Here is a 25,652-nt window from a genome sequence, read left to right as displayed (position 1 = left end):
CGACGACCTTAGCACTAACCGTTAGTGTTTTGTAGTTGTGAGGATTTTGCTCCTGATAGCGTGGCCGGATGACCGAGAGGACCGAGTCGACCGGGCGCCGCGAACGCAAGAAGGCCGCCACCCGTCAGAAGATCGCCGACACCGCCCTGCGGCTGTTCCTCGAACGCGGCTACGACGCCGTCGGTATCCGCGACGTGGCCGCCGAGGCCGACGTCGCCGTCACCACCGTCTTCGCCCACTTCGCCTCGAAGGAGGCCCTGGTCTTCGAACAGGACCAGGACTTCGAGCAGCGCCTCGTCCGCGCCGTCACCGACCGCGCCCCGCACGAGCCGCTCGTCCCCGCGCTGCATCACGAGATCCGGGCCCTGGTGCACCACTGCACAGCCGACGGCGCCGCACCGCTCTGGCACCTGATCGACACCTCGCCCGCCCTGCGGCAGTACGAGGAGACGATGAGGCTGCGCCATGCCGAATCGTTGGCCACGGCCATCGCCGCGGACGTCGCTGCCGACCTCGCCGTCACCGCGGACGCCGGGCCGAGGCACACGACCACGGCATGCCGGACGATCGCACGGTTCGCGATCGACGCCTTCACGCTGGCCCGTGAGGCGGCCGACCCTGACACGGCACTCGACGAGATCTTCCGGATGATCGACGCCGCGTGGAACGCTGCGGGTGCCGGTGCGCGCCCCGCCACCCCGGCGGGGCGCTGACCCACGGGTGCGATCGACGCCGGACCGAGGGCGAGTGCCGCTGTCGGCGCTCGCTATCGTGTTTCCGTGACCGGCTCCACGCGGCGTCCGCTGCTGTTCCTCGACGTAGACGGACCTCTCATCCCGTTCGGCGCGGCGCCGGACCGGTATCCGACCTTCACAACGGGCCCTCACTCGCCCGGTGATGACGCCAATCCACTCCTGAGCAGGATCGATCCCGAGCACGGGCGCCGCCTGCTGGCGCTCCCGTGCGACGTCGTGTGGGCAACCACCTGGGAATCGGCGGCCAACGACTCCGTCGCGCCCCGCATCGGCCTGCCCCGACTCGCGGTGGTCCACTGGCCGGAGCCGTCCGGGATCGACGATGAGGACGAGCGGCGCGGACTGCACTGGAAGACCCGCGCCCTGGTCGAATGGGCCGCGGGGCGCCCGTTCGCCTGGGTCGACGACGAGGTGACCGACACCGATCGGGTCTGGGTCGCCGCCCACCATCCGGCACCCGCCATGCTCCATCGTGTCGACCCCCGCGTCGGTCTGACCGACGGTGACTTCGCGGTTCTCGACTCGTGGTTCCGCCGGCAGATCCGAGATCCGGACCGGTCATCGTGAAGCCCCGCACAAACGAGGCGGCCCCAACGGTGTCCAGCGGTGGTGTCGCCGCGGCCTACTCCAGCAGTTCGCCCATGTGGCAGTCGTCGGCGCGCATCGGCCAGAAGTGCTCCTCGGTTTCCCACGCCGACGGATCGAGGGCGCGCAGGACGCCCTCGGCGACGCCGTCGAGGAACTCTTGGGGGCGGAAGACCGCCCACGGCGACGGAGCGGCCGGACGGCTCCAGCGGCGGCGTTCCGCCCGCAGTCGCTCGTACGCCCACAGCACATGGAGCACGGTGCCGAGATCACGGTGGAGGTAGGGCGCGGGCAGGTCGTCGTCGAACCGGTCGGACAGCTCGATCCGCCCGGTGGCGCCGTCGAGTGCGACATCGAGGTCGCAAAATTCCGGGCTTCTCCCAAGCGGACATTGGCGAGGCGGTGAATGCCGCCGAGGAGGCCGTCCGCAAGGCGGAGTCGGATGGCAGTGCCCCGCCCGGAGCCGGTGTTCGGGCGGGGCATGTGAACCTGCAAGAGGTATGGCAGCTCACTTCGAAGGCGGGGCCGGGGGGTGACGACCTCAACAGGCGTTGATGATCAGCAGCTGATGTAACCCATTTTGACGTCGACGAAGTAGAGGCCGGGGGAGGCGTAGAGGTTCACCGGGCTGCTGTCGCCCTTGGGACCGGCCCAGTCCGAGGTCCGCCACGATCCGTTCGACTGCTTGGCCTCAACGCGAGGACACCTGCCGTCAGCGGCGGTGTCGTACACCGTGCCGATGACCGAGGTACCTCCGTCGCAGTACTGTACGGAGGCCATCCCCTCGTTGCTGAATATCGTGAAGGAGCCTCCGCAGGACGCGGTCCTTGTCGTTCCAGCCAGTGCAGTTCCGGTGCCGAGCGCAGAGGCGAGGAGGATCGAGGCGCCAAGGATGACACTTGATGTGCGACGCAGCATGTGTGGCCCTTTCCTGATGGACTCAGACCGTGCGCATCCGCACGGTCTTGACCAACCATGCAGTGCCGGCTCCATGGCCGGTAGACAGGATTGAGCACATCTGCCCTGCCTCGTCCTATGACCGCCTGTACCAGCGGTTCATCGTCGGACGGCCCTTCAATCGCGCGCTGTTCATCCACAGGTTCATGACGATCAGACCGGTGAACTGGCACTACTCGGTGGGTCCGACATAGTGATCGTCTCCGAATATCGGCGAAATCCGGCGGGGTGGTCGGTGCAGTCGACGGTTGCGGCGCGACAGATGAACAGCCATGCCGCACTCCGAGTCCCGTGCAGAAGTCGCCGCTCTCGACCCGTGGTTCCGCCAGCAGGTCCGAGGGGGCGGTCGAGCGCCGGTCGGCCCGGCAGCGGGGCGGCCGGGTGGGCTCAGAGGAAGCGGCCGAGGGTGTCCTGCCAGGTGGTGAGGGCGTGGGCGAGTTGGGTGGAGGTGGTGGCGGCGGCGGTGAGGGCCGCCATGGCCCCGCGGGCACGGCTGAGGGCCCGGGGGCGGTCAGGCTCGGCCGCGGCTTCGGCGATCTCGGCGAGATGGTCGAGCAGCTCGGGGCGCCGGTCGTCGGCGAGGGCCGGGTCCTGTTGGACGGCCCGGGTGAGCTGGTCGATGGCGGCGGCGGTGTCCTGCTGGCCGGCGCGCTGCAGAGCCTGGACGGTGACGTCGATTCCGCGGACCGTCTCGGCGACCACCAGGTTGCTGTTGAAGATCTCGCTGTTGATGGCCCCGACGTTGCCGTGGACGGTGACCGGCGCGGGCCTCGGGCCCTGGCCAGAGGCCTCGATGTGGTCCGGCATCTGCTTCTCCACCTTCTCCAGGTACTCCAGGCCGAGCGTCAGGTAGGCGCCGGCCAACGCCGCCGGACGGGACACCGACCGCTTCTCGCAGATGCCGAGTCCTGCGGTGAGGTGCCGCAGGCCGCCGCCGACGTCGGGGTTCGTCAGGCCGTGGTCGAGGGTCTCCGCCGTCGTGGAGGCCCAGGCCCGGATCGCGGGCACGACGTGCTCGCCGGCGGCAGCGGCCCTGCGCAGCGCATGACCGGTCGCGAGCTGCTCGGCGATCTCCTCGCGGAGCGCGCGGCCGACGATGCCGTCGCGCAGGCGGCCGTGCCGCGGCGGGACCAGCTCGCCGGGAACGGCCACGACCGGCCGTACGATGCTCAGCCCGGCGTACAACTCCGCCAGCCACTGGGCGCGGTGGAGAGCCGTGGTGAGGGCGATGTCGAAGTCCCGGCGGGAGGTGATGCCGTTGTTCACCCACTGGAGCCGCTGGTAGTCGACCGGCGACACCCGGAAGTGCTCTGCGTCGGGGCCGGAACCGCCGAACGTGTAGGTGTAGTTGATGCCCCCAGCCCTGGGCGGTCCGTGGCCCTCAAATGCCCAACGGCACGCGCGACGCAACGCGTTCAGCGCGTCCGGCTTCGGTCGCCCGAGGAATCCGGTGCTGTTCCGACGCCACGTGCCCAGCTCCGCCACGACCTCCCGGGCCTCCTTCGCCCGGTTCGCCAGCAGCCCGTACAGCCGTTGGCAGACCAGTTCGTCCTCCTGCCACAGGACACTCCTGGCCCCTTCCCCCGCCCCCGCTTCCATGCCGCCATGGTCCACCGCGACGGAAGCAACTGGCAAGGGCCGGGAAGCGGTTGGAGGGAGGCCGAGGCGGGCCGGAGGTCGTCGAGGTCCAGCCGTTGGGACTTGGCGGCGAAGCTGCCGGTGGTGACGATCCGGCTCCCCGGGGTCCATGAGCCACCCGGAGTGGGAAGTCGGCCGGTCCGACTTCCCACTCCGCCAGGTGTCAAGGACAAGGTGGGCAGGGACAACGAGATCGCGAAGGCCGCGACCGGGCGCGGCGGGGGCTGCCGCTTCTCAGTCCTGCGGAGTGGAACCGCGTCGGTGCGCGCCCGGTTTGCGGCGGCGGATCAGGAAGGTGCCGACGACGACGGCGACGGTGCCTGTGGTGAAGGCGACGGCGACGCCTGCTCCGGTACCGGTGGTGGACAGCTCCGTCGTGTGGGGCGAAACGGGTTGGCCGACGGCGAGGGCGGGCGTGGCCTGCGGTGCTGTCGCAGGTGCGGAGGGGGAGTGGGCAGGGGGGACGGTTGTGAGCGGGGCGGGTACGGGGGCCACCGACGGGGTCGCCGATGGGGGTGCGGTGGGGGTCGGCACCGGGGTGGGGGTCGCGGACCGGGAGGCGGGAGGTGTGGCGGCGGTCGGGCTCGGGCCCGGAGTCGGCCCGGTTGCAGCGGTCGGCCTGGCGGTGGTCGGTTGGCTTGCCGGGGGTGCCGGGGGTGCCGGGGTCGCAGCTCCCGCCGGGACCGGGGTGATGGCGATGTCGTCGACGTACAGCACGACATCGGGCCCGCCCGCCGGGGGCGCCTTCTTCTCCGGGCGCCACGCGGGGCGGTAGATCCCGGTCCTGAAGTGCGGTGGCTCACCGCGGTGGTAGTTGTTGGCACCGCGGTGAGCCCCGACCTGGACGCCGTCCCGGGTCACGGTGATCGATCCGGGCGTGGACGGGGTGGACCAGGTGATGTCGAGGGTCCAGCGGTTCCAGTGGCCGAACTGCGCCGCGCCGAGCTGGATGATGGTCTCGTACTCCTCGAAGGTGGCGAGGTCCTTGAGCCAGTGGACCTTGAGCCGCCAGTCGCCGCCGTGCACCGAGAGCGCCACGACCGGCTTGACGCCTTCGTTACCGGGCTGGGTGCTGAACCACTGGGCGACGATCGTGTCGTCGTCGACCTGCTTCCAGTCCTTCGGGAGGTAGTTGGCGAAGGAGAAGCGGTGGCTCTCCGCGCTCAGGCCCTTGAGGGCGAGTTCGGCGCGGAACGAGGTCCCGTCGGCCGGCACGTTGAACCTCGCGGCGGTCCCCGTCCCTCCCGGCGGCGCGGGAGCGGCGTTCACGGCGCCGAAGCCGTTGATGGCCCTGAACGGCCGGTCCTGGGCCCCGAGGGACTCGAAGTCGTACGACCTGGAGTCCGTCACGGCAGCGGCGGGGGTGACGGCCGCGCCGACGGTGAGAAGGGCGACCGAGACGGCACCGGCGGTCCGGCGGGCCGTGCCGGTGGCGGTTGTGGTCGGACGGGAGCGGAGCGGCGGCATGCGGTTCCTCGGGGACGGCCGGCCGTTCTGGGGCACCGGCTGGTCGGGCGGTTCGTCGTGGGCGGTCCGCGCCGTGCAGCTCGGGTGCGGACCGCCTGCCTGGAAGGAGTGCCGAACCGGCCGCCCGGCCCGCGACGTTGCCCAACCGTGATCATGTGCCGCGCCGACCCGTCAGCGGGCGGTGAGGACGCCCAGCAGGCGGGTCACCTCGGTCGCCACCGTGTCCCGGGCCGGGCCGAGGTAGGTGCGCGGGTCGACGGTGTCGGGGGCCGCCCGCAGGCGGTCGGACACGGTGCGGGTGAAGAGCCTGTTGAGGTGGGTGGAAATGTTGATCTTCGTCATGCCGGCTGCGACGGCCTTGGCGAGGTCGGCGTCGCCGACGCCCGAGGAACCGTGCAGGACGAGCGGCACGTCGAGCCCGGCGCGCAGCCGGGCTATCAGGTCGAGGTCCAGGGCGGCGTCACGGGTGAGCATCGCGTGGGAGCTTCCCACGGCGACGGCCAGGGCGTCGACGGCGGTGGCGGCGACGAACGCGCGTGCTTCGTCGGGGTCGGTGCGGACGCCCGGGGCGTGGGCGCCGTCCTTGCCGCCGATCTCGCCGAGTTCGGCCTCGACCCAGACGCCGGCCCGGTGGCAGTGCTCGGCGATCTGCCGGGTGGCGGACACGTTGGCGTCGTAGTCGAGCCTGGACGCGTCGAACATGACGGAGGTGAAGCCCAGGTCGACGGCCTCGTGGACGAGTTCGGGGGACTCGGCGTGGTCGAGGTGGACGGCGACCGGCACCGAGGCCGTCCGGGCGAGCGCGAGGGAGGCGAGGGCGATCGGGGCGAGCGCACCGTGGTAGCGGACGGTGTTCTCGCTGATCTGGAGGACGACGGGCCGGCCGGCCCGTTCCGCGCCGGTCACGATGGCCTCGGCGTGCTCGATCTGCACGACGTTGAACGCCCCGACGCCGTAAGCGCCGGTGTGGGCGGGGCCGACGATGTCGCCGGTGGGTGTCAGAGGCATGAGGGTTCTCCACGAAGGCGCTGGCGGTGTGCGCGGTGCAGGGAGTCCGCGCGGGGAGGGCGTACCGGAGGCGAAGAGAGGGCCTACCGGAAGGGGAGAGTGGTCAGGCCGCGGTGGGACCGAGGATCACCGAGCGGGTCAGGTTGCGGGGGCGGTCCGGGTCGTAGCCGCGCGCCTCGGCGAGCAGCACGGCCAGTCGCTGGACGAGGATCAGGTCGGCGAGCGGGTCGAGGGATCCGGACCCGTCCCCCGAGGCCTGCCGGAAGAGCCCGCCGACCCGGGCGACGTCGTCGGCGAGGCCCTGCGGGGCGGGACCGAAGAGCCAGGCGACCCGGCCGGGGCCGGTGATGCTGATCGGGCCGTGGCGGTACTCCATGGCGGGGTAGGCCTCGGTCCAGGCACCGGCGGCCTCGCGCATCTTCAGGCCGGCTTCGAGGGCGAGGCCGTACGTCCACCCCGTGCCGAGGAAGGTGAACTGCTCGGCGCCGCTCACCTCGGGGCCGAGGGGGAGGTCGAGGGCCAGCCGGGCGTCCCGGACGGCCTCGGCGACCGGGCGCACCCCGGCGGGCAGCGCGCCCTCGGCCTCCAGGTGCGCGCGCAGCAGGACGAGCGCGGTGGTGGCGAACCGGGTCTGGACGACGGATTCCTCGTCGGCGAAGTCCAGCACGACGGCGTGGTCGGCGGCCGTCATCACGGGGGTCGCCGGGTCGGCGGTGAGGGCGGTGGTCGGGACGCTGCCCTTGAGCTTCACCAGCAGGTCGACGACCTCGGTGGTGGTGCCGGAGCGGGTGAGGGCCACGACGCGGTCGTAGCTGCGGCCGAGGGGGAACTCGGAGGCCGCGAAGGCGTCGGTCTCGCCGTGGCCGCCGCTCTCGCGCAGCTGCGCGTAGGCGTGGGCCATGAACCAGGAGGTGCCGCAGCCGACCACGGCGACCCGCTCACCGCGGCGCGGCAGCGCGCCGGTGTGGGAGCCGGCGGAGCGGGCCGCTTGCGTCCAGGTCGCGGGCTGCGAGGCGATCTCGACCGAGGTGCGGGAGGTTTCGAAGGTGGTCATGCGGGTTCCTTGCGGTGGGAGGGACGGAGGGCGACCGAGTGGGGCGGAGACGGTGCCCGGATGCTCAGCATGCTGTTTTACGAGCACTCATTCTGTCAATAGTTGCTCATAAAATGCAGCTATCAAGCACCATCGAGCAAGAAGGTTTGGTGCGAGAGGAGTTACGGGCCCGGCGGGACGGACTCGACGACTACTCCGGGGAGCAGCCGCCGGAAGACGGCGGTGTCGACCTCGCCGGCGACCGGGCAGGGGACGGCGGCGGCCGACAGGGCCACCGCCGTGCGGAGGATGTCCGGCCAGGCCGAGTGCGCGTCCAGCCCGGCCGCGATCGCGGCCACGCAGGCGTCGCCGGCGCCCGTGGGATTGCCGGCCAGCCGTTCGGGGGGCACCGCCCGCCAGGTGCCCTCCGGGGTGACGGCGTACAGGCCGTCGGCGCCGGCGGAGGCGACGACCGTGCGGGCGCCCAGGGACCGAAGCGCGTCGGCCGCGCGGGCCGGGTCCGTCTGCCCGGTCACCGCGGCGATCTCCTCGGCGTTGGGTTTGACCACGTCGGGCCGGGCTTCGAGGGCCCGGAGCAGGTCCGGGCCGCTGGTGTCGAGCACCGTGAGCGCGTCGGCCGCCGCCGCGGTGCGGACGAGCTGCGCGTAGGCGTCCGCCGGGAGCCCCGGCGGGGTGCTGCCGCTGAGGACCACCACGCGCGCCGCCGAGGCCAGGGCGGCGTAGCGCCGGTGGAAGAGCTGCCACTCGGCCGAAGTCACCGACGGCCCGCGCCCGTTGAACACGGTGGCGTCGCCGTCGTCGCGGGAGACGACGGCGAGGGTCCGCCGTGACTCGCCGCTCACCTCGACGAACTCGCTCCGGATCCGGGCGGTGTGCAGTCCGTCGAGGATCAGACGGCCGGTGGCCCCGCCCGCCAGGCCGGTGGCCACCGGGTCGTGCCCGAGGACGCCGAGCACCCGGGCGACGTTGATCCCCTTGCCGCCCGCCCGTTCCTGCGCGTCGTCGACGCGATGGGAGGTGCGGGGCCGCAGGCTGTCGACGCTCCAGGTGGCGTCGAGCGCGGCGTTGAGGGTGACGGTCAGAATCATCGGGCGGGTGCTCCCGTCCGGTCCGCGGACACGGGGTGCCCGGATGCCTGCCGGCTCACGGGGCGTTCGGGCGCCTGCTGGACCACGGGGTGCCCGGGCGCCTGCCGACTCACGGGGAGTCCGGCCGCCCGCCAGGCGGCGAGGCCCGCGCCGAGGCAGGCCGCCCGGTCGCCGAGTTCGGCCCGCACGACGACGGGACGGCGCTGGAAGGTCAGGCGCTCCGCCAGACCGGCCCGTACGGGGTCGAGCAGGAGCCGGTCCGCCTCGGCGAGACCGCCGCCCAGGACGATAAGTTCCGGTGCGAGCAGGGTGGCGGCGGTGGCCAGTGCCTCCGCCAGTGCGGTCGCGGCCCGGTCCCAGACCGCTCGCGCCACGGGGTCGCCCTGTGCGGTGAGGGCGGCCACGTCGGCCGCGCCGGACACGGGCCGGCCGGTGCGCGCGGTGTAGGCGGACGCCACGGCGGCGGCGGAGGCCACCGTCTCCAGGCAGTCGGAGCCCCCGCAGGCGCACGGCCCCGCGCCGGACGGGACGGGGATGTGGCCGATCTCGCCCGCGTACCCGCCGGCCAGGAGCGGTCGGCCGTCGCAGACGACGGCCGCGGCGATGCCGGTGCCGATGGCGACGAACAGGACGTCGGCCGCCCCGCGGGCGGCCCCCATCGCGCACTCGGCGACGCCGCCCGCGCGGACGTCGTGGCCCAGGGTGACGGGCAGGCGGGTCCGTTCCTCCAGCAGGGCGGCGAGCGGGAGGTCGTGCCAGCCGAGGTTGACCGACCTGACGGCGACTTGGCGGGCGTCGTCCACGATGCCGGGGACGGCCACCCCCGTGTGGTGCACCGGCAGACCGGACTCCGCGGCAGAGCGGTCCAGGGCGAGCAGGGTGTCCGTGATGGCGTCGAGCACGGCGGCGGGCCCGTCGGCGCGCGGAGTGTGTCGGTGCACGGTGTGCAGCGGGCGCATGCCGTGGTCGAGAACGGCGCCCTTCATCCCGGTGCCGCCGACGTCGAGTGCGATCACGCAACCGGGCGGACGGTCGTCGGGCGAAGGGTCCGCCGGGGGAGCGGGCGGGAGTAGGGCGGGAGGCAGCGGTACGGAGCCGGTCGGGTGAGGGGAGGTGTTGCTGATCATGGGTGTCGAACCATCCTGGATGATCGAAGATGCGCACTGAAAGCGCCAAAGATGCGAAATCCATCAAGATGTGTGAGCGCAGTATCCAGCGAGAAGGCCCACTGAGTCCAGAGGTCGGCCGCCGAATGTCGTGTGACGTGCGCGGCTTGCCCGTGTCACCCGCCGCGCGACGCTGCGGCGATACGATCAACTCCGCGCACACGTCCCGGGGCGGCGGACCGGCCGCCACGGGGCGGCGTCCGTTCCCGCCGGGCGCGGCGCGGTGCCGGAGTTCCAGTCGAAGAAGGGTTGCTGCGCATGTCCAAGCAGGAGCGGTGGAGCAAGCTGCTCGAACTGCTCGCGGTCGACGGCAAGCTGGACGTCGACGAGGCGGCCGTTTCGGTGGCGGTGTCGCCGGCGACCATCCGGCGCGACCTCGACGAGCTGGCCGAGCAGCGGCTGCTCGTCCGCACCCGCGGAGGGGCGATCGCGCACGGTGTCTCCTACGAGCTCCCGATGCGCTACAAGTCCTCGCGGCGGGTGTCGGACAAGCAGCGCATCGCGACGGCGGTGGCCGAGTTGCTGGGGGAGGGGGACGTCGTCGGACTCAACGGCGGCACCACCACCACCGAGGTGGCCCGGGCGCTGGTGCTCCGGGCCGGCGGGGGGCCCGCGGAGCGCGGGGAGGCGGCCTCCGGGCCGGTCTACACGATCGTCACCAACTCCCTGAACATCGCCGGTGAACTCGCGGTCCGCCCGCAGTTCAAGCTGGTGGTGACCGGCGGCGTGGCGCGGCCCCAGACCTACGAACTGGTCGGGCCGCTCACGGAGGGCGTGCTGAACCAGGTGGTCCTCGACGTCGCCGTGCTGGGCGTGGACGGCGTCGACCCGAGACTCGGCGTGATGACGCACCACGAGGACGAGGCCGGCATCAGCAGGCTGCTCGCGGAGCGCGCCCGGAAGGTGATCCTCGCGACGGACTCGTCCAAGATCGGCAGGCGCGCCTTCGCCCGGATCTGCGGCCTGGACCGGATCGACGTGCTGGTCACGGACTCCGGTCTGGTCCCCGAGATGGCGGCGCGGTTCATCGAGGCCGGTATCGAGGTCATCGCGGTCTGACTCTCCCGCCCGGCCCTCGACATACAGACGTACAGACATACACACAGCCGGAACCGGGTGCGCGAAGCACCTCCGCCCGGCGGGCTCCGCTCCGGCGGCGGCCCGCCGGGCGTCGTGCGTTCCGGCGCCGGAGCGAGGACGTCGCCGGAACGAGGACGTCGCCGGAACGAGGAAACCGGCCGGGGACAGCGGCCGGGGGCCGCGACAGGGGCCGGTGGCCGGGGCCGGCGACCTGCCGCTTTCCCCGTCGCCGCCGTACGGTGTTCCTCCTGTGTGCCTCCGGTGCCCGACACCTGCGGTGTTGGCATCGTTTGCGTAACGGGCCTGGCCCGGGCCTGCGTCCTCGTGTTTACTTTGCCCACAGCAGATGCTCGTTTATGAGCGAAACACGGTTGGATCTTCCACGTGTATGCACGCTCCGAACTCTGCGGCTGTTTCCAGACCCCCACTGGGCCGTGTCTCCTGGACCGGCCGGGAGACAAGGCGGTACTGACGATGAACAAGCGCTCTTTCGCGGCGGCCTGTGCCTGCACCCTCGGGGCGCTCGCCCTCACCGCCTGCGGCAGCGGCGGCGGCGGCACGGCCTCCGCCGACAAGGACGTGACGCTCAAGCTGGTGGCCGCCGACTACGGCGACAAGGCCTCGAACAGCTCGGCCGCCTATTGGAAGGATGTGGCGGACCGGTTCACCGCCGCCAACCCGAAGATCAAGGTCGACGTCCAGGTGATCAACTGGAACGACATCGACTCGCAGGTCAAGACGATGATCCAGAGCGGCAACGTGCCCGACGTCCTGCAGACCGGCGGCTACGCCGACAAGGTCGCCGACGACCTGCTGTACCGGGCGGACGAGGTGCTGTCCGAGCCGACCCGGGCCAACCTGATCGACAGCTTCGCCAAGGCCGGCGAGGTCGACGGCAAGCCCTACGGGATCCCGTTCGTCGCCTCGGCGCGGGCGTTCTTCTACAACAAGGCGCTCCTTGCCCAGGCGGGCGTCACGGAGGCACCCAAGAGCTGGGACGACGTCAGGGCCGCGGCCGAGAAGATCAAGGCGGCGGTGCCGGGCGTGACCCCGTACGCGCTGCCGCTCGGCCCCGAGGAGGCCCAGGGCGAGTCCCTGATCTGGGAGCTCGGCACCGGCGGCGGGCTCACCGACGCCAAGGGCGCCTACACGCTCAACAGCCAGGCCAACATCGACGCGTTCACCTGGCTGAAGACGAACCTCGTCGCTCCCGGCCTCACCTACGCCAACCCCGCGACGACGGACCGCAAGACCGCCTTCGCGGACTTCGCGGCCGGCAAGGTCGCCATGCTCAACGGCCACCCCTCCCTGATCCAGATGTCCAAGGAGGGCAAGGTCGACTACGGCGTCGCGCCGATCCCCGGGAAGGCCGGTGCGCTGAAGTCCACGCTCGGCGTCGCCGACTGGATGATGGCGTTCAAGGGCCCCGGCCACAAGGAGCAGGTCGGCGCGTTCCTCGACTTCGCGTACGCCAAGGAGAACACGCTCAAGTTCGACGAGCTCTACAACCTGATGCCGGTCACCGAGGACACCCTCAAGGAGATGACCGGCAACGGCAAGCACGCCGACCTCGAACCCTTCTTCTCGCTGCTGCCGAACGCGGTGTTCTACCCGCTCGGCGACACGACCTGGGACGCCGTCTCGGCCGAGATCAAGAAGAGCGGGGGCACGGCCGTGACCGACCCGGCCAAGGTCCTGGGGGAGCTGCAGAAGAAGGCCGAGGCAGCGGTCTCCGACAAGTAGGCAGCCCGCGCACCGCACTGTCACGGAAGGCAGGCACTCCCTCGTGTCCACCACCTCAACCACACCGGGCCCGGTCCACAAGGACACCCCGGTCCGCAAGGACAGGGGCGGTCTGGCCCGGCTCGGGCCGCTCCCCTGGATCGGGCCGGCCGTCCTGCTGATCGCCCTGGTCGTCCTCTGGCCGGTCTACGAAATGGTCCGCACCTCGTTCCTGAGGATCAGCAGCAGCGGATTCGTCCGGGGCTCGGCCGGGTTCGACAAGTACAAGCAGCTGTTCGCGGAACCGTCACTGCCCTCGGTCGTCCTGTCGACCGTGGTGTGGACGGTGGTCGTGGTCGGCGCGACCATGCTGGTCTCCCTGGCGCTGGCCCAGCTCTTCAACCAGCGGTTCCCCGGCCGGCGCCTCACCCGCTGGGCGCTGATCGCGCCGTGGGCCGCCTCGGTCGTGATGACCGCCATCGGCTTCAAGTGGATGCTCAACCAGACCGCGGGCGTCCTCAACACCCTCATGAAGGACCTCGGTCTGATCGACGGCCCCCGGGACTGGCTCGGCGATCCCGCGACGGCCTGGCCCTGGATGATGTTCGTCGCCGTCTTCGTCTCCCTGCCCTTCACCACCTACACCCTGCTGGCCGGGCTGCAGACCGTCCCCGGCGAGGTCTACGAGGCGGCCCGGGTGGACGGCGCGGGCCCCTGGCAGACGTATGTGCGGATCACCCTCCCGCTGCTGCGGCCGGCCTTCCTGGTCGGGGTGGTCATCAACCTGATCAACGTCTTCAACTCCTTCCCGATCATCTGGAGCATGACCCACGGCGGCCCTGACAGCGACACCGCCACCACCACCGTGTTCATGTACCAGCTCAAGAACTCGGACATCGGCGAGTCCGCCGCGATGTCCGTGGTGAACTTCGCCCTCGTCGTCGTCATGGTCGTCGTCTTCCTCAAGGCCAGCCGCTGGAACCAGGAGGAGAACTGATGGCCCGCTCCACCCTCACGACCGGGGAGACCGCCCCGGTCGCGGAGACCGCGGCTCCCGCCGTCACCGCCCGCACCGCGAGGGCCGCCGCCCCGCGCCCCACCCGCACGTTCCGCCCGCGCACCCTGCTGATCGCCGCCGCCGCCTGGCTGCTGGCGGCCGGGTTCCTGCTGCCGTACGTCGAGATGGTCGTCACCGCACTGCGGCCGGCGAACGAACTGCGCGACGCCGGCTACCTGCCGTCCACCTTCGAGTGGGCGAACTTCGTCGACGTGTGGCGCGAGTCCCACCTCGGCGACAACCTCCGCGTCACGCTGCTCGTCGCCGCCGGGTCCACCCTGCTCGTCCTGCTGGTCGCGATCCCCGCCGCGTACTACACCGCCCGGGTACGGTTCCGGGGCCGCAAGCTGTTCCTGCTGCTGGTGCTCGTCACCCAGATGTTCCAGCCCACCTCGCTGCTGGTCGGCCTCTACCGCGAGTTCTACCAACTGGACATGCTGAACTCGGTGTGGACCCTGATCCTGTGCAACGCGGCCTTCAACCTGGCCTTCGCGATCTGGATCCTCACCGCGTACTTCGCCTCCATCCCGGTGGCCCTGGAGGAGTCCGCCATGATCGACGGACTGGGGCGCGGCGGAGCGCTGCTGCGGATCACCCTGCCGCTCGCGATGCCCGGGGTCGTCACCGCGATGATCTTCACCTTCATCGCGGCCTGGAACGAGTTCGTGATGGGGCTGACCCTGTCCACGGTCCCGGAGAACCAGCCGCTGACGGTGGGCATCAACAGCTTCATCGGCAACTACACCGTCCAGTGGAACTTCCTGTTCGCCGGCTCGGTCATCGCCATCGTGCCGGTCGTCGTCCTCTTCGCGATGATCGAGCGCAAGGTCGTCTCCGGTCTCACCGCGGGATCCGTGAAGTAGCGCCGAACCGCCCCGAACGCCCGCCCCCGAGAACCCGCCCCCGAACGCCCGCCCCCGGCCCCCGAGCCCGGGGGCGGGCCCTTCGGCATGCCCGGCCCGACGGGTGGCGGAAGCGCCCGAAACTACGGCCGGGTAGGTCTTGACGCCCACTCGGCGCCCTGACACCTTCGTGGTTGAAGCTGCTCGAAAAGCTCTCCATTAGAGCATGTACGAGCGCCATTCATGCTCTGTCGCACTGTGGGCCAGCCGAACTGCTGCCACAGGACGAGCAGTCCGCAGTGCGGCAGGACCCCCGGCGCGAACCCCCGGGCGGCGACGCACCCTCCGCCGCCGGCGCGTACCGCGCCCTCCCGGCCGCCCGCCCTTGAGCGGCTCCGTACCTTCCCCCCACAGAAGGAGTCCAGCATGAACCGGTTCCACCGACGGGGCCGAGGCCTCGTCGCGCTCGCCTCGGTCGCCCTCACCCTCCCGCTCACGGCGATGGTCTCCCCGGCCGCCGCCGCACCCGCCGCGTCCACCGCACCCACTCCCGCCCCGTACGCCCTGGTGCCGCAGCCCGTCTCGCAGCAGGCGGTACCGGGCGCGGGGTTCACCCTCACCCCCAAGACCCGGATCGCCGTCCTCTCCAAGGACGCTGCGGCGCTTGGCGTCGGCAGCTACCTCTCGAAGCTGCTCGCGCCCGCGACCGGCTACGACCTCAAGGTGGTCAGGAAGGCCAAGGCGCCCGACAAGGCCCTCGTCCTCGACCCCGGCGGCCCGGCCTCCTTGGGTGCCGAGGGGTACATCATCACGTCCGGCAAGAACGGCGTCGTCGTCACGGCGTACGGCGCCCAGGGCCTGTTCCGCGGTGTGCAGACCCTCCGTCAACTGCTGCCCGCCGCAGTCGAGTCCCGCAGCAAGCAGTCCCGGACGTGGACGGTGGCGCCCGCGAAGATCTCCGACGCGCCCCGCTACGAGTACCGCGGTGTGATGCTGGACGTGGCCCGCCGCTTCTTCCCCGTCGAGCAGGTCAAGCGCTACATCGACGAGGCCGCCGCCTACAAGATCAACAAGCTGCACCTGCACCTCACCGACGACCAGGGCTGGCGCATCGCCGTCGACGCCCTGCCCAACCTGACCAAGGTGGGTGCCGGCACCCAGAGCGGCTTCACCGGCGGCACCGACTGGTACTACACGGCGGCCGACTACAAGGAGATCGTCTCCTACGCCGCCTCCCGCTTCATGACCGTCGTCCCCGAGATCGACGGCCCCGGCCACACCATGTCCGCCCTGGCCTCGGTGCCCGAACTCAACTGCGACGACAAGGCCAAGGCTCCCTACTCCGGCTTCGACGTCGGCATCAGCCTCTACTGTCTGAAGGACCAGAAGCACAAGGACGCGACGAAGAGCTTCCTGCAGACCGTCGTCAACGCCGTGGCCGACCTGACCCCCGGCCCCTACGTCCACCTCGGCGGCGACGAGACCCCGCAGGCCACCCAGGACGAGTACGACTCCTACGTCAAGGCGGCCACCGACGCGACCACCGCCCGGAAGAAGACCGCGGTGGGCTGGCACCAGCTCGGCCAGTCGCCCCTCCCCGCCGGCAGCCTGCTCCAGTACTGGGGCGAGGACAGCGACCGGGAGACCATCGGCACGGCGAACGAGAAGCCGGGCATCACCCACCTCCGCCAGGGCGTCGCGCAGGGCGCCAAATACATCATGTCCCCGTCCGACCACGCCTACCTGGACATGAAGTACGACGTCTCCACCCCCTACGGCCTGAGCTGGTCCGGCTACGTGCCGGTGCAGCGCTCCTACGCCTGGGACCCGGAGACCGTCACCGGCAAGCTCGACGGCACCGGCGCCATCGTCCCGGCCGGGCAGATCGCCGGCGTCGAGGCCGCCCTCTGGGCCGACCGCGCCTACGAGGGCAGCAACAACCTGCCGACCTCCGGCACCCGCTGGCCCTCGCCCCAGGAGTACGCCGACTACATGAGCTTCCCGAGGCTGCCCACCGTCGCCGAGGTCGGCTGGAGCCCCCAGTCCGCCCGTGACTGGAGCAGCTTCCGCCAGCGCCTCGCCCAGCACGGCCAGCGCTGGACCGCCGCCGGCATCGGCTTCCACGCCGCTCCGGGCGTTCCGTGGCCCGGCACGGTGCGCACGGTGGAGGGCGAGCACGGCATCGTGGTCGGGAACGTCGACGGCGTCGGCCTGGAGAACGCCGGCTCCACCTCCGACGGCACCGACCTGGTGCTGTGGGCCCCCAACCGCGGACCCAAGCAGACCTGGACCGTCGCGGCGCAGTCCGACGGTACCTACACCATGGCCAACAAGGCCTCCGGAAAGTGCGCCGAGGCGTCCGGGAGCGCGGCCGGTGCCACTGTGGTCCAGCGGACCTGCGACGCCGCCCGGACCGGCCAGCGCTGGAGGATCACGGCCCGCCCGAACGACGACCGGCACAGCATCGCCTCCGCCGCCGGCGGCCTGGTCCTCACCGCGGGCTCGGCCACCAACGGCGCCAAGGTGACCCTCCAGTCCGACACCGGCTCCGCCCTGCAGACCTGGACCGTCGACTGACCGCTCCCGTCGCTGGAGAGCCCCTGCCCCGAGTACGTACCCGGGGCAGGGGCTCTCAGCCGTGCGGCCCGTCCGTCCGGGTGAGGTCGGTGCGGGTGGTGTTGAGTTTGGTGAGGATGCGGGCGACGTGGTTCTCGACGGTGCGGGTGGAGAGGAAGAGGGCGGCGGCGATGTCCTTGTTGGTGGCGCCGGTGGTGAGGAGGTCGCGGATCTGTTGTTCGCGGGGGGAGAGGTTGTTGCCGTAGCCGGTGCGGCCGCGCGGGTTGGGGGCTTGCCGGCCGTGTTCGCGCAGGAGGCGGTGGCAGCGGGCGGCGTCGGAGGTGGCGCCGAGCTGTTCGAAGGCGGTGAGGGGTGCGGCGAGGCGGGTGACGGCCTCGGCGGGGTCGGTGCGGGCACGGGCGGCGCGTTCGGCGGCGAGGGCCGCGTGGTGGGGGCGGCCGATGTCGGTCCACTGGGCGGCGGCGAGGCCGAAGGCGGCCGTCGCGGCGTCCGGGTCGGTTCCGCGCAGCAGCAGGCCCCGGCACAGGTGCTGTTCGGCGATCGCGCCCGGGGCGTCGCGGCCCTGGATCTCTGCGGCGTGGTGTTCGGTCAGCTCGCGGGCGTCGTCGGCGCGGTCGAGGGCGAGCAGGGTTTCGACGGCGGTGGGGACGAGGTCCCAGGCGTGGGCCCAGGCCTCCTTGCGGTCCAGGAATCCGAGGAAGTCGAGCGGGTCGGTGAGGGTCCGCCAGGCGGCCCGCGGGTCGTCGCGGCCGAGGTGGAGCCGGGCCCGCCCGGCCGCCGCGCCGAGCGAGTTCAGGTGCAGACCACCGGCGAGGACCTCGTCGAACACGGTGGCGGCCCGGGCGGAGAGGCCGTGGACGGCGGCCGTGAGGCCCTGCACGGCGGCGGGCAGTCCGGCGGATCCCAGACGGCTCTGGGGATAGCGTTCCCGGAAAGCCGCCAGGCCGCGTTCCGCCTCGTCCCAGCGCCCGGACTGCCAGTCGAGCACGATCTGCTGGCAGGTCAGGTAGAACTCCAGGACCGGGAGACCGATGAGCGGCAGCATCGCCCGTGTCTCGGCAAGGGCGGCGCCGGCGCGGGCGTCGTGGCCGACGGCGATCGAGCGGCCGATGGTCGCGCAGACCATCGTCGCGGTGTGCTGGAGCACGGGCACGTCGGAGCCCCCGCGGGGCAGCGCCGCTAGCACCGCGGGAACCGCGGGGTCGGCCGCCGTGCTCAGCAGCGACAGACGGGCGAGGTCGAGCATCGACCGGGAGCGGTGGTCCTCCTGGGCCAGCGGCAGCGCGCGACCGCGTTCGACCATGGCCCGCTGCTCGGCGAGCGTGAACCGCCCCGTCTCCGACAGGGCCAGCAGGGCGAGCAGCCGCGCGGTGGCCGAGGGATCGCTCCCGCCCGCCTCCGTCAGCGCGGTCACCAGCTCCTCCTCGCCCGAGAGGTCGCCGACCTGGTGGATCAGGATCACGCCGAGGCTCGCCCTGATCGCCGCGCGGACCGGGGCGGGCAGGCCGGGCAGCCCGAGGATCCTCCGCAGAGCGACCGCCTTGGAACCGGACAGCGTGCTGACCGAGACCGAGTAGGCCAGGGCCCTGGCCGCACGAACGAGCTGCTCTGGCGCGAGGTCGGGCTGTTCCACGATCTCGCCGAGCAGCACGGCCTCGGTGCCGTGGTCACCGACCGCTGCGGCCCGGTCGGCCGCCTCCTGCGCGCGGAGCAGCCAGGCCGCCCGGTCGCCGACGGCGCGGGTGTGGTGGGCGATCTGCACCAGCGGCGGCGGGTCCAGCGCCAGCAGCGCCGTCAGGACGCGCCGGTGGACGCGGGTGCGCACCGGGCCGGGGAGGGAGCCGTACACCGCCTCCTGCGCGAGCGCGTGCGCGAATCCGTAGGCGTCCGGACCGGTCTGCCGGAGCACCGCCGAGGCCACCGCCTCCTGGAGGGCCGCGGCGGTACGGTCCTCGTCCAGACCGGCGGCCGCGGCGAGCAGCGCTTCCCCGGCCGGGACCGCCAGGACCGCCGCGACGTCCACGAGTGCGGCGGCGTCCGGGCCCAGGCGGCTCCGGCGTTCGGCCAGCACCTCGCCCAGGCTCCGCGGCACCCGCAGGACGCCGGGGTCCGCGTCGGCCGGCGAGTCGGCGAGCGTGAGCAGATCCTCCTCGATCACCAGCGGCAGGCCGCCGCTGCGCTCCAGCAGGGTGCGCACCAGTTCGGCCGCCGGTTCGCGGCCGAGCCCCTCCCGGGCCATCGCCCGGAGTTCCGCCTCGCCCAGAGGGCCGAGCCGGAGCTCGACGACGCCCGTGCCCGGTGGACGCCGGAACGGTGCGCCCAGCACCGGCCGACCGGCGGGAAGGTCCTCCGCCCGGTAGGTGAGCACCAGCGCGACGTCCTGCGGCATGTCCGTCGCGAGCAGGAGCAGCAGTTCGCGGGTGGCCTCGTCGGCCCAGTGCAGGTCCTCCACCACCAGGACGGCCGGTGCCACCGCCTCCAGCAGCGTCCGCACCGCCGACACCACCCGGAACCGGTGCAGGCCGGCACTGGAGGAGCCCGCCTCGATCGGGGGCAGCGGGGGCGGGGGAGGGGGCAGGGCGTCGGCGAGGTCGGGCAGCAGCGGTACCAGCGCTCCCGTCGAGGCGCCCAGTCGCTCCACCGGGGGCAGCCACGGCCGGATCCGGCGCAGTGCGTCGATCACCGGTCCGTAGGCCAGCGGTTCGCGCAGCGGGTGGCAGGCGCCCGCCAGCACCCGCAGACCCTGTCCGCGCAGTACCTGCGACGCCTCCGCGACCAGCCGGGACTTGCCGATCCCCGCCTCGCCCTCCACCAGGGCCACTGTCGGGCGCACCCCGGAGACCGCGCCCAGCAGCGCGCGCAGCTCGGCCTCCCGGCCCGCGAAGGAGAAGCCCCGGGCGCCGTCGGGAGTCGTGACACCACCGTGGTCGTCCACACCCTGCTCCCATCGGATCCGCGGCCTCCACGGCGGAGGGGACGGGCTGCCGCGCTCCCGTCCGTCCACCCTAGCGCCGCCCCGGGCGGGGCAGCGGGGAGGCGCGGGCCACGTGCTGCCGAGCAACATCGGCCGGCTTCTTGATCGAACAGAAATCAACGAAAAACAACGCCCAAACATGACGATCTGTGGTCGGACGTATGCCCCTGGTGGAGGATTCGGCCCCGATTCCCCTGTTCCACCTGTCAATCGGTCAGAAGCCTTGACACAACCGAACAGCGCTCTGAAACTCTGCATCACCCCGATTGTTTGCGCGAACATCAGCGACTGGACGCGCTGTCGCCGCGACGGTCGGGGCCACCCCCCCACCCACGACGCGCCCGCGATCGGTCCCCGTCGCCGTCCGGCCCGGGCGGAGGCGTCGGCGCGGCCGCCGCCGCGCGGTCACCCGCACCGGCCGGACGGTCCGCCGCGCCACGATCGGCCCGCGGGCGCGTCGTTGAACGAAGGACGAAGTGGACATGCTGCGTTTGAGAACGGCCGTCGGCGCCGCCGCACTGGCCCTGTGCGCCTCCCTGTTCCAGGGCGCCGGGCAGGCCGAGGCGGTCACCGTGACGGTCACGAACGGGACCCAGTTCGTGGACACCGCGGGCAACCCGCTGCACGCCCACGGCGGCGGTGTGATCAAGGTCGGTGCGTACTACTACTGGTTCGGCGAGAACCGCAACGCCGACAACTCCTTCCGGTACGTCTCCGCGTACCGCTCGACCGACCTGAAGACCTGGGAGTTCCGCCGGCACGTGCTGACGCAGGCGACCGACCCGGAGCTGGCCGGCGCGAACATCGAGCGCCCCAAGGTGATGTACAACGCCGCCACCGGACAGTTCGTCATGTGGATGCACAAGGAGGGCAGCGCCACCGACTACAGCGAGGCCCGGGCGGCCGTCGCGGTCTCCTCCACCGTCGACGGCGACTACACCTGGCGCGGCAGCTTCCGCCCGCTCGGGGAGATGTCGCGGGACATCACCACCTACGTCGACGACGACGGCACCGGCTACATGGTCTCCGCCTCCAACGAGAACCGCGACCTGCACGTCTACCGCCTCACCGCCGACTACACCGGCATCGACGCGCAGGTGCAGAGCCTGTGGAACGGCGAGTCCCGCGAGGCCCCGGCCCTGTTCAAGCGCAACGGCGTGTACTTCCTGCTGACCTCCGGCGCCAGCGGCTGGGCCCCCAACCAGCAGAAGTACGCGACCGCCAGCAGCATCACCGGCACCTGGAGCGGACTGCGGGACGCCGGTGACGGCGTCACCTACGGCAGCCAGACCGCCTTCGTCCTGCCGGTGGCGGGCAACCAGGGCACCAGCTACCTCTACATGGGCGACCGCTGGGGCAACTCCACGGGCGGCACGGTCAACGACTCGCAGTATGTGTGGCTCCCGCTGGCCTTCCCCACCGACACCACCCTCACCCTGGGCTACTCGCCGCAGATCAACGTGAACGCCGCCGCCGGACGGATCACCCCGCTCAAGGCCACCTGGCAGCAGCTGGTCGGCCGGCAGAGCGGCAAGTGCGTCGACGTCGGCGACTACTCCTTCGCCGATTCGGCCCGGCTGCTCCAGTGGACCTGCGGCAACGGCGCCAACCAGAACTTCTTCCTGAAGAACCTCGGCACCGGCTACGCGCAGGTGATGGCCCGGCACAGCGGCAAGTGCCTCGACATCGAGGGCGGGTCGCCCCTCGACGGGGCCCTCGCCGTGCAGAAGACCTGCACGGGTGCGCTGTCCCAGCAGTGGCAGGTCCAGCAGGTCGGCGACGGCTCCGGGAACGTCCGGCTGATCGCCCGGCACAGCGGCAAGTGCCTGGACGTCGTCAACCAGGCCACCACCGACGGCGCCGCCCTCGAACAGTGGGCCTGCAACGGCGGCGCCAACCAGCAGTTCGGGCGCCGGACCGTCACGGTCTGACCCCGGGCGCGGCTCCGCCCGCCCCGGCGTGGTCCCACCGTCGTCCACGCCTCCCCACCGGCACGCCCCTCCCCCCACCCGAGGGGCGTGCCGTTCGCCTGCCCGCTCCCGTCCCTGGAGGACCGATGGCTCCCCGAACGAAGACCCGGCACCGTACGGCCCGCGGCTGCCTCACGGCGGCCGTCGCGGTCGCCGCGGCCGGCGCCGGCCTGCTCGCGCCGCCGCAGTCGGCCGCGGCCGCCGAACCGGCCCCGTCCGCCCGCCTCACCGTCCGGCTCGACCCCTCCTACCAGCAGCAGCCCTTCCAGGGCTGGGGCACCTCGCTGGGCTGGTTCGCCAACGTCACCGGCGGCTGGCCCGAGGCCCAGCGCAATCGGCTGGCCGACGAGCTCTTCGGCGCCGAGGGCCTCGGCCTCACCGTCGCCCGCTACAACATCGGCGGCGGCGACAGCCCCGAGACCGCGCCGTACATGCGGCCCGGGGCGGCCGTTCCCGGCTACTGGAACCGCCCTGCGGAACACGGCCCGGGCGGCGCCGCCGGGGCGGCGGACTGGTGGGACCCGGCCAACCCCGAGCACTGGAACGCCGCCGCCGACGCCAACCAGCGCTGGTGGCTCACGGCCGCGAAGAGCCGCGGCGCGGACACCTTCGAGGCGTACTCCAACTCCGCCCCGTACTTCATGACCAACAGCGGCCTGGTCTCCGGCGCGGCCAACAGTTGGCAGGACAACCTCCGCCCGGACCAGTACGAGAAGTTCGCCGCCTACCTGGCCGGAGCCGTCAAGCGGGTGCAGGAGTCCACCGGCGTCGCCTTCGGCTCCCTGTCGCCGGTCAACGAGCCCGGCACCGGGTACTGGCACGCGGGCGGCCCCCAGGAGGGCTCCCACTGGGACCACGCCTCGCAGGCGCGCATGATCGGCAGCCTGCGCGGCGCGCTGGACGCGGCCGGACTGGCCACACCGGTGGCGGCGATGGACGAGACCGACCCGGCCATGTTCCGGGACGACTGGAACTCCTACCCGGCCGCGACCCGCGCGGCGATCGGCAAGCTCAACGTCCACACCTACAGCCCGCGGGACCGCGCCGGCGCCCGGGACATCGCCAAGGGCTCCGGCAAGCCGCTCTGGATGTCCGAGGTCGACCTCGGCGGCAGCGGGCCGCAGAACTTCACCGACATGGACCCCGCCCTCGACCTCGCCGACCGCATCACCGGCGACCTCAAGGAGCTCGAACCCCGGGCCTGGGTGCTCTGGCAGGCCGTCGAGGACTACGAGAACATGACGCCCGCCCACGAGAACTCCAACTGGGGCCTGATCCAGGTCGACCTGACACCCCAGGACGCGGGCGCCGAGCCCGTCCGCAAGAACAAGAAGTACTGGGCGATGGCGAACTACACCAGGTTCGTCCGGCCCGGCGCCCGGGTCGTCGCCACCAACTCCGCCGCCACCCTCGCCGCCCTGCGGCCGGGCGGCGCGGGCACGGTGGTCGTCCACACCAACGACACCGGCGCGGCGCAGGCCCTCACCCTCGACCTGGCCGGCTTCCAGAAGCCGGGCTCCGGCACGGCCGTCCAGCGCTACACCACCGACGCCACCAAGGACCTGCGGCGCGAGGCGGACCTGACCGTGACGGCCGCCGCCACGGTGACCACGACGGTCGCGCCCGGGTCGGTCACCACCTTCGTCCTGCCGGGCACGACCGGCGTGAACACCTCGACGGCGGCCACCTCGGCCGGTGACTCCCGGCAGCTGCTGAACGGGAACAGCGGCCTGGCCCTCGCGGCCGGGCCCTCCGCCCAGGGCGGGCCCGTCCAGCGCACCCCCGACCCGGCCGACCCCGGCCAGAAGTGGAACATCACCCGGATCGGCGGCGGCTGGGACAGCACGGCGACCTACCGGATCGCCAACGCCGCCACGGGCAAGGCACTCGCGGTGACCTCGGGCACCCTCGGCTTCGCCGATCCCGGCAACGCGGCGAAGCAGCTGTGGATGCGCTCCACCACCGGCGACGGGCACGGCACCTTCGTCAACAGGGCGAGCGGGCTCCTGCTGGACGTCGGCGACGCGGCCCGCTGGGACGGTGCGCCGGTGGGCGTCTGGCCCGCCACCGCCGGCAGCAACCAGTCGTGGTCGGTGCGCGGCGCGGCCGCGGACGTGTGGCAGCCGGTGACGGTCCGGCGCAGCGGCCTGTGCGCGGAGGCCGCCGGGGGCGCGGACGCCGCCGGCAGCGCCGTCGTCCAGTCCGACTGCACCGGGGCCCCGGGCCAGCAGTGGTCGCTGCGGGCGGCGAGCCCGGGCCAGGTGTCCGTGGTGGTGCGCTCCGGCGGGCTGTGCCTGGACGTGGCGGGCGAGTCCGTGGCGGACAACGCCCCGGTGGTGCAGTACGGGTGCAGCGGGGCGTGGAACCAGGAGTGGTCGGTCCGTCCCACCGGCGGCGGCTGGTCGGCCCTGGTGGCGCGGCACAGCGGCAAGTGCCTGGCCGTCGCGGCGAACGCCGCGCAGCCCGGGGCGGCGCTGGCGCAGGAGCCCTGCGGAGCGGGTGCCGGGCAGCGGTTCAGGATCGGCTGACCCTCGGGTGGAAGGCGCGTGTTCCCGGCCGGACGACGGCCGGGGGCACGCGCGTCCGTCGTGTCCGGTCAGGAAGCGCGGCCCGTGCGACCGGCGGGCGGCGGCGCGGCCGAGCTGGCGCGGACGATCAGTTCGGGCCGGACCACCACCGACGTGACGGGGGCGCCCTCGTCCGTCGGCGGTTCGATCCGGTCGAGCAGCCGGGCCACGCACTGGCGCCCGACCTCGTCGAAGTCCTGCCGCACGGTGGTCAGCGGGGGCACGAAGAAGGCCGCTTCGGGGATGTCGTCGAAGCCGACCACGCTGACGTCCTCCGGCACCCGGCGCCCGGCCTCGTGCAGGGCGCGCAGCAGGCCCAGCGCGAGCTGGTCGTTGGCGGCGAGGACGGCGGTGACGTCCGGCTTGGCGGCGAGCCGCCTGCCGATCGCGTAGCCGGACGCGGCGGTCCAGTCGCCGAAGTCGATCGGCGGCACGGGGGCTCCGGCCGCCTTGAGCGCGCTGTGCCAGGCGGCGGCCCGCCGGCGGGCGGCATAGGAGTTCTGCGGGCCGCCGATGTGCCGGACCGTCCGGTGCCCGAGGCCGAGCAGGTGCTGGACGGCGGCCGTGACGCCCGCTGCCTGGTCGGTGTCGACGGAGGTGTAGCGGCGGTCGGGATCGCCGTCCGCGACGACGACCGGCACGCCGGAGGTGATGTCGAAGCCGGGCCGGTCGAGGATCTGGGCCTCGATGACGGCGAGGCCGTCGACGGCCTGGTCGGTGAGCCGTCGGACGGCGCGCTGGACGGCCTCCTCGGTCTCGTCCTCGATGCAGACCACGTGGACCGAGTAGCCGGCGGCCTGGGCGGCCCGGGAGATCGCGGCGAGGGTCCGGGCGTTGCCCTGCGCGGTGACGTCGAAGGTCACCACCCCGAGGGCGTGGAAGCGCCCGAGGGTGAGGGCCCGGGCCGCGCTGTTGCGCTGGTAGCCGAGCATGCGCATGGCGGACAGCACCCGCTCGCGGGTCTCGGGCTCGACGTTGGGCCGGTCGTTGGCGACCCGGGAGACCGTCTGCGAGGACACTCCCGCGAGGGCTGCCACGTCGGCCTGGGACGCCGGGCGCCGCGTGGAACGCGCGGCAGCGCCGGGGTTCGCCGCGCTGTTCATACCGGCCCCTTCCGCTGATGTCTGCGCGGACATCGTAGCGGC

At 72.5% G+C, this 25,652-nt stretch carries 19 protein-coding genes; 9 read left to right on the top strand and 10 right to left on the bottom strand.

The window, feature by feature from the left end:
• The first annotated feature begins 68 nt into the window (after window positions 1–68).
• Together OG715_RS01605 and OG715_RS01600 are read left to right on the top strand one after the other, a co-directional pair.
• The gene (locus tag OG715_RS01605; RefSeq protein WP_327063674.1) at window positions 69–713 is read left to right on the top strand and encodes a TetR/AcrR family transcriptional regulator; all 645 of its coding nucleotides are present in this window, start codon (window positions 69–71) and stop codon (window positions 711–713) included.
• A 66-nt stretch (window positions 714–779) separates the two neighbouring features.
• Window positions 780–1,322, top strand: coding sequence for an HAD domain-containing protein (locus OG715_RS01600; protein ID WP_327063673.1), 543 nt, complete (start codon window positions 780–782; stop codon window positions 1,320–1,322).
• 55 nt (window positions 1,323–1,377) lie between these two features.
• Here the strand turns inward: OG715_RS01600 and OG715_RS01595 are convergent, their stop codons facing one another.
• The 8 genes from OG715_RS01595 to OG715_RS01560 form a co-directional block, all read right to left on the bottom strand.
• Window positions 1,378–1,842 (bottom strand): SUKH-4 family immunity protein, encoded by a 465-nt coding sequence (locus OG715_RS01595; RefSeq protein WP_327064207.1) that lies wholly within the window; start codon window positions 1,840–1,842, stop codon window positions 1,378–1,380.
• Between the two features lie 56 nt (window positions 1,843–1,898).
• On the bottom strand, window positions 1,899–2,120 hold the full coding sequence (locus OG715_RS01590; protein WP_327063672.1) for a hypothetical protein: 222 nt from the start codon (window positions 2,118–2,120) through the stop codon (window positions 1,899–1,901).
• Between the two features lie 564 nt (window positions 2,121–2,684).
• The gene (locus OG715_RS01585; protein ID WP_327063671.1) at window positions 2,685–3,896 is read right to left on the bottom strand and encodes a hypothetical protein; all 1,212 of its coding nucleotides are present in this window, start codon (window positions 3,894–3,896) and stop codon (window positions 2,685–2,687) included.
• 273 nt (window positions 3,897–4,169) lie between these two features.
• Window positions 4,170–5,402, bottom strand: coding sequence for a polysaccharide lyase (locus tag OG715_RS01580; RefSeq protein ID WP_327063670.1), 1,233 nt, complete (start codon window positions 5,400–5,402; stop codon window positions 4,170–4,172).
• A 171-nt stretch (window positions 5,403–5,573) separates the two neighbouring features.
• Window positions 5,574–6,410, bottom strand: a complete 837-nt coding sequence (locus OG715_RS01575; RefSeq protein WP_327063669.1) for a class II fructose-bisphosphate aldolase — start codon at window positions 6,408–6,410, stop codon at window positions 5,574–5,576.
• A gap of 103 nt (window positions 6,411–6,513) precedes the next feature.
• Window positions 6,514–7,464: an SIS domain-containing protein gene (locus OG715_RS01570; RefSeq protein WP_327063668.1), complete on the bottom strand. Its 951-nt coding sequence runs from the start codon at window positions 7,462–7,464 to the stop codon at window positions 6,514–6,516.
• A 161-nt stretch (window positions 7,465–7,625) separates the two neighbouring features.
• Complete coding sequence (locus tag OG715_RS01565; protein ID WP_327063667.1) at window positions 7,626–8,552, bottom strand: 1-phosphofructokinase family hexose kinase; 927 nt, start codon at window positions 8,550–8,552, stop codon at window positions 7,626–7,628.
• Window positions 8,549–9,568 (bottom strand): ROK family protein, encoded by a 1,020-nt coding sequence (locus OG715_RS01560; protein ID WP_327063666.1) that lies wholly within the window; start codon window positions 9,566–9,568, stop codon window positions 8,549–8,551. The genes OG715_RS01565 and OG715_RS01560 overlap by 4 nt, the downstream gene beginning before the upstream one ends.
• A 408-nt stretch (window positions 9,569–9,976) precedes the next feature.
• Between OG715_RS01560 and OG715_RS01555 the strand changes: the two genes are divergently transcribed.
• The 5 genes from OG715_RS01555 to OG715_RS01535 all read left to right on the top strand — a co-directional run bounded on the left by OG715_RS01555 (window position 9,977) and on the right by OG715_RS01535 (window position 16,996).
• Complete coding sequence (locus OG715_RS01555) at window positions 9,977–10,777, top strand: DeoR/GlpR family DNA-binding transcription regulator (protein WP_266308944.1); 801 nt, start codon at window positions 9,977–9,979, stop codon at window positions 10,775–10,777.
• Window positions 10,778–11,272: 495 nt separating this feature from the next.
• Entirely contained in the window at window positions 11,273–12,541 is a 1,269-nt protein-coding gene (locus OG715_RS01550) for an extracellular solute-binding protein (protein ID WP_327063665.1), read from the top strand.
• A gap of 43 nt (window positions 12,542–12,584) precedes the next feature.
• Complete coding sequence (locus OG715_RS01545) at window positions 12,585–13,517, top strand: carbohydrate ABC transporter permease (protein ID WP_327063664.1); 933 nt, start codon at window positions 12,585–12,587, stop codon at window positions 13,515–13,517.
• The gene (locus OG715_RS01540) at window positions 13,517–14,440 is read left to right on the top strand and encodes a carbohydrate ABC transporter permease (RefSeq protein ID WP_327063663.1); all 924 of its coding nucleotides are present in this window, start codon (window positions 13,517–13,519) and stop codon (window positions 14,438–14,440) included. Before OG715_RS01545 ends, OG715_RS01540 begins: the two co-directional genes overlap by 1 nt.
• A 405-nt stretch (window positions 14,441–14,845) precedes the next feature.
• Window positions 14,846–16,996, top strand: coding sequence for a family 20 glycosylhydrolase (locus OG715_RS01535; RefSeq protein ID WP_327063662.1), 2,151 nt, complete (start codon window positions 14,846–14,848; stop codon window positions 16,994–16,996).
• Between the two features lie 55 nt (window positions 16,997–17,051).
• Here the strand turns inward: OG715_RS01535 and OG715_RS01530 are convergent, their stop codons facing one another.
• The gene (locus tag OG715_RS01530; RefSeq protein ID WP_327063661.1) at window positions 17,052–19,931 is read right to left on the bottom strand and encodes an ATP-binding protein; all 2,880 of its coding nucleotides are present in this window, start codon (window positions 19,929–19,931) and stop codon (window positions 17,052–17,054) included.
• A 521-nt stretch (window positions 19,932–20,452) separates the two neighbouring features.
• On the opposite strand from OG715_RS01530, the gene OG715_RS01525 reads away from it, so the two are divergent.
• Complete coding sequence (locus OG715_RS01525; protein ID WP_327063660.1) at window positions 20,453–21,901, top strand: RICIN domain-containing protein; 1,449 nt, start codon at window positions 20,453–20,455, stop codon at window positions 21,899–21,901.
• A gap of 125 nt (window positions 21,902–22,026) precedes the next feature.
• Window positions 22,027–24,468 (top strand): RICIN domain-containing protein, encoded by a 2,442-nt coding sequence (locus tag OG715_RS01520; protein ID WP_327063659.1) that lies wholly within the window; start codon window positions 22,027–22,029, stop codon window positions 24,466–24,468.
• Between the two features lie 68 nt (window positions 24,469–24,536).
• Here OG715_RS01520 and OG715_RS01515 read toward each other — a convergent pair whose 3' ends face one another.
• The gene (locus tag OG715_RS01515; RefSeq protein WP_327063658.1) at window positions 24,537–25,610 is read right to left on the bottom strand and encodes a LacI family DNA-binding transcriptional regulator; all 1,074 of its coding nucleotides are present in this window, start codon (window positions 25,608–25,610) and stop codon (window positions 24,537–24,539) included.
• Window positions 25,611–25,652: the final 42 nt, after the last annotated feature.

It is taken from the genome of Kitasatospora purpeofusca (assembly GCF_036010405.1).
GTDB classification, from domain to species: Bacteria; Actinomycetota; Actinomycetes; order Streptomycetales; family Streptomycetaceae; genus Kitasatospora; species Kitasatospora purpeofusca.
This window is presented reverse-complemented; position numbering and strand designations above follow the sequence as displayed.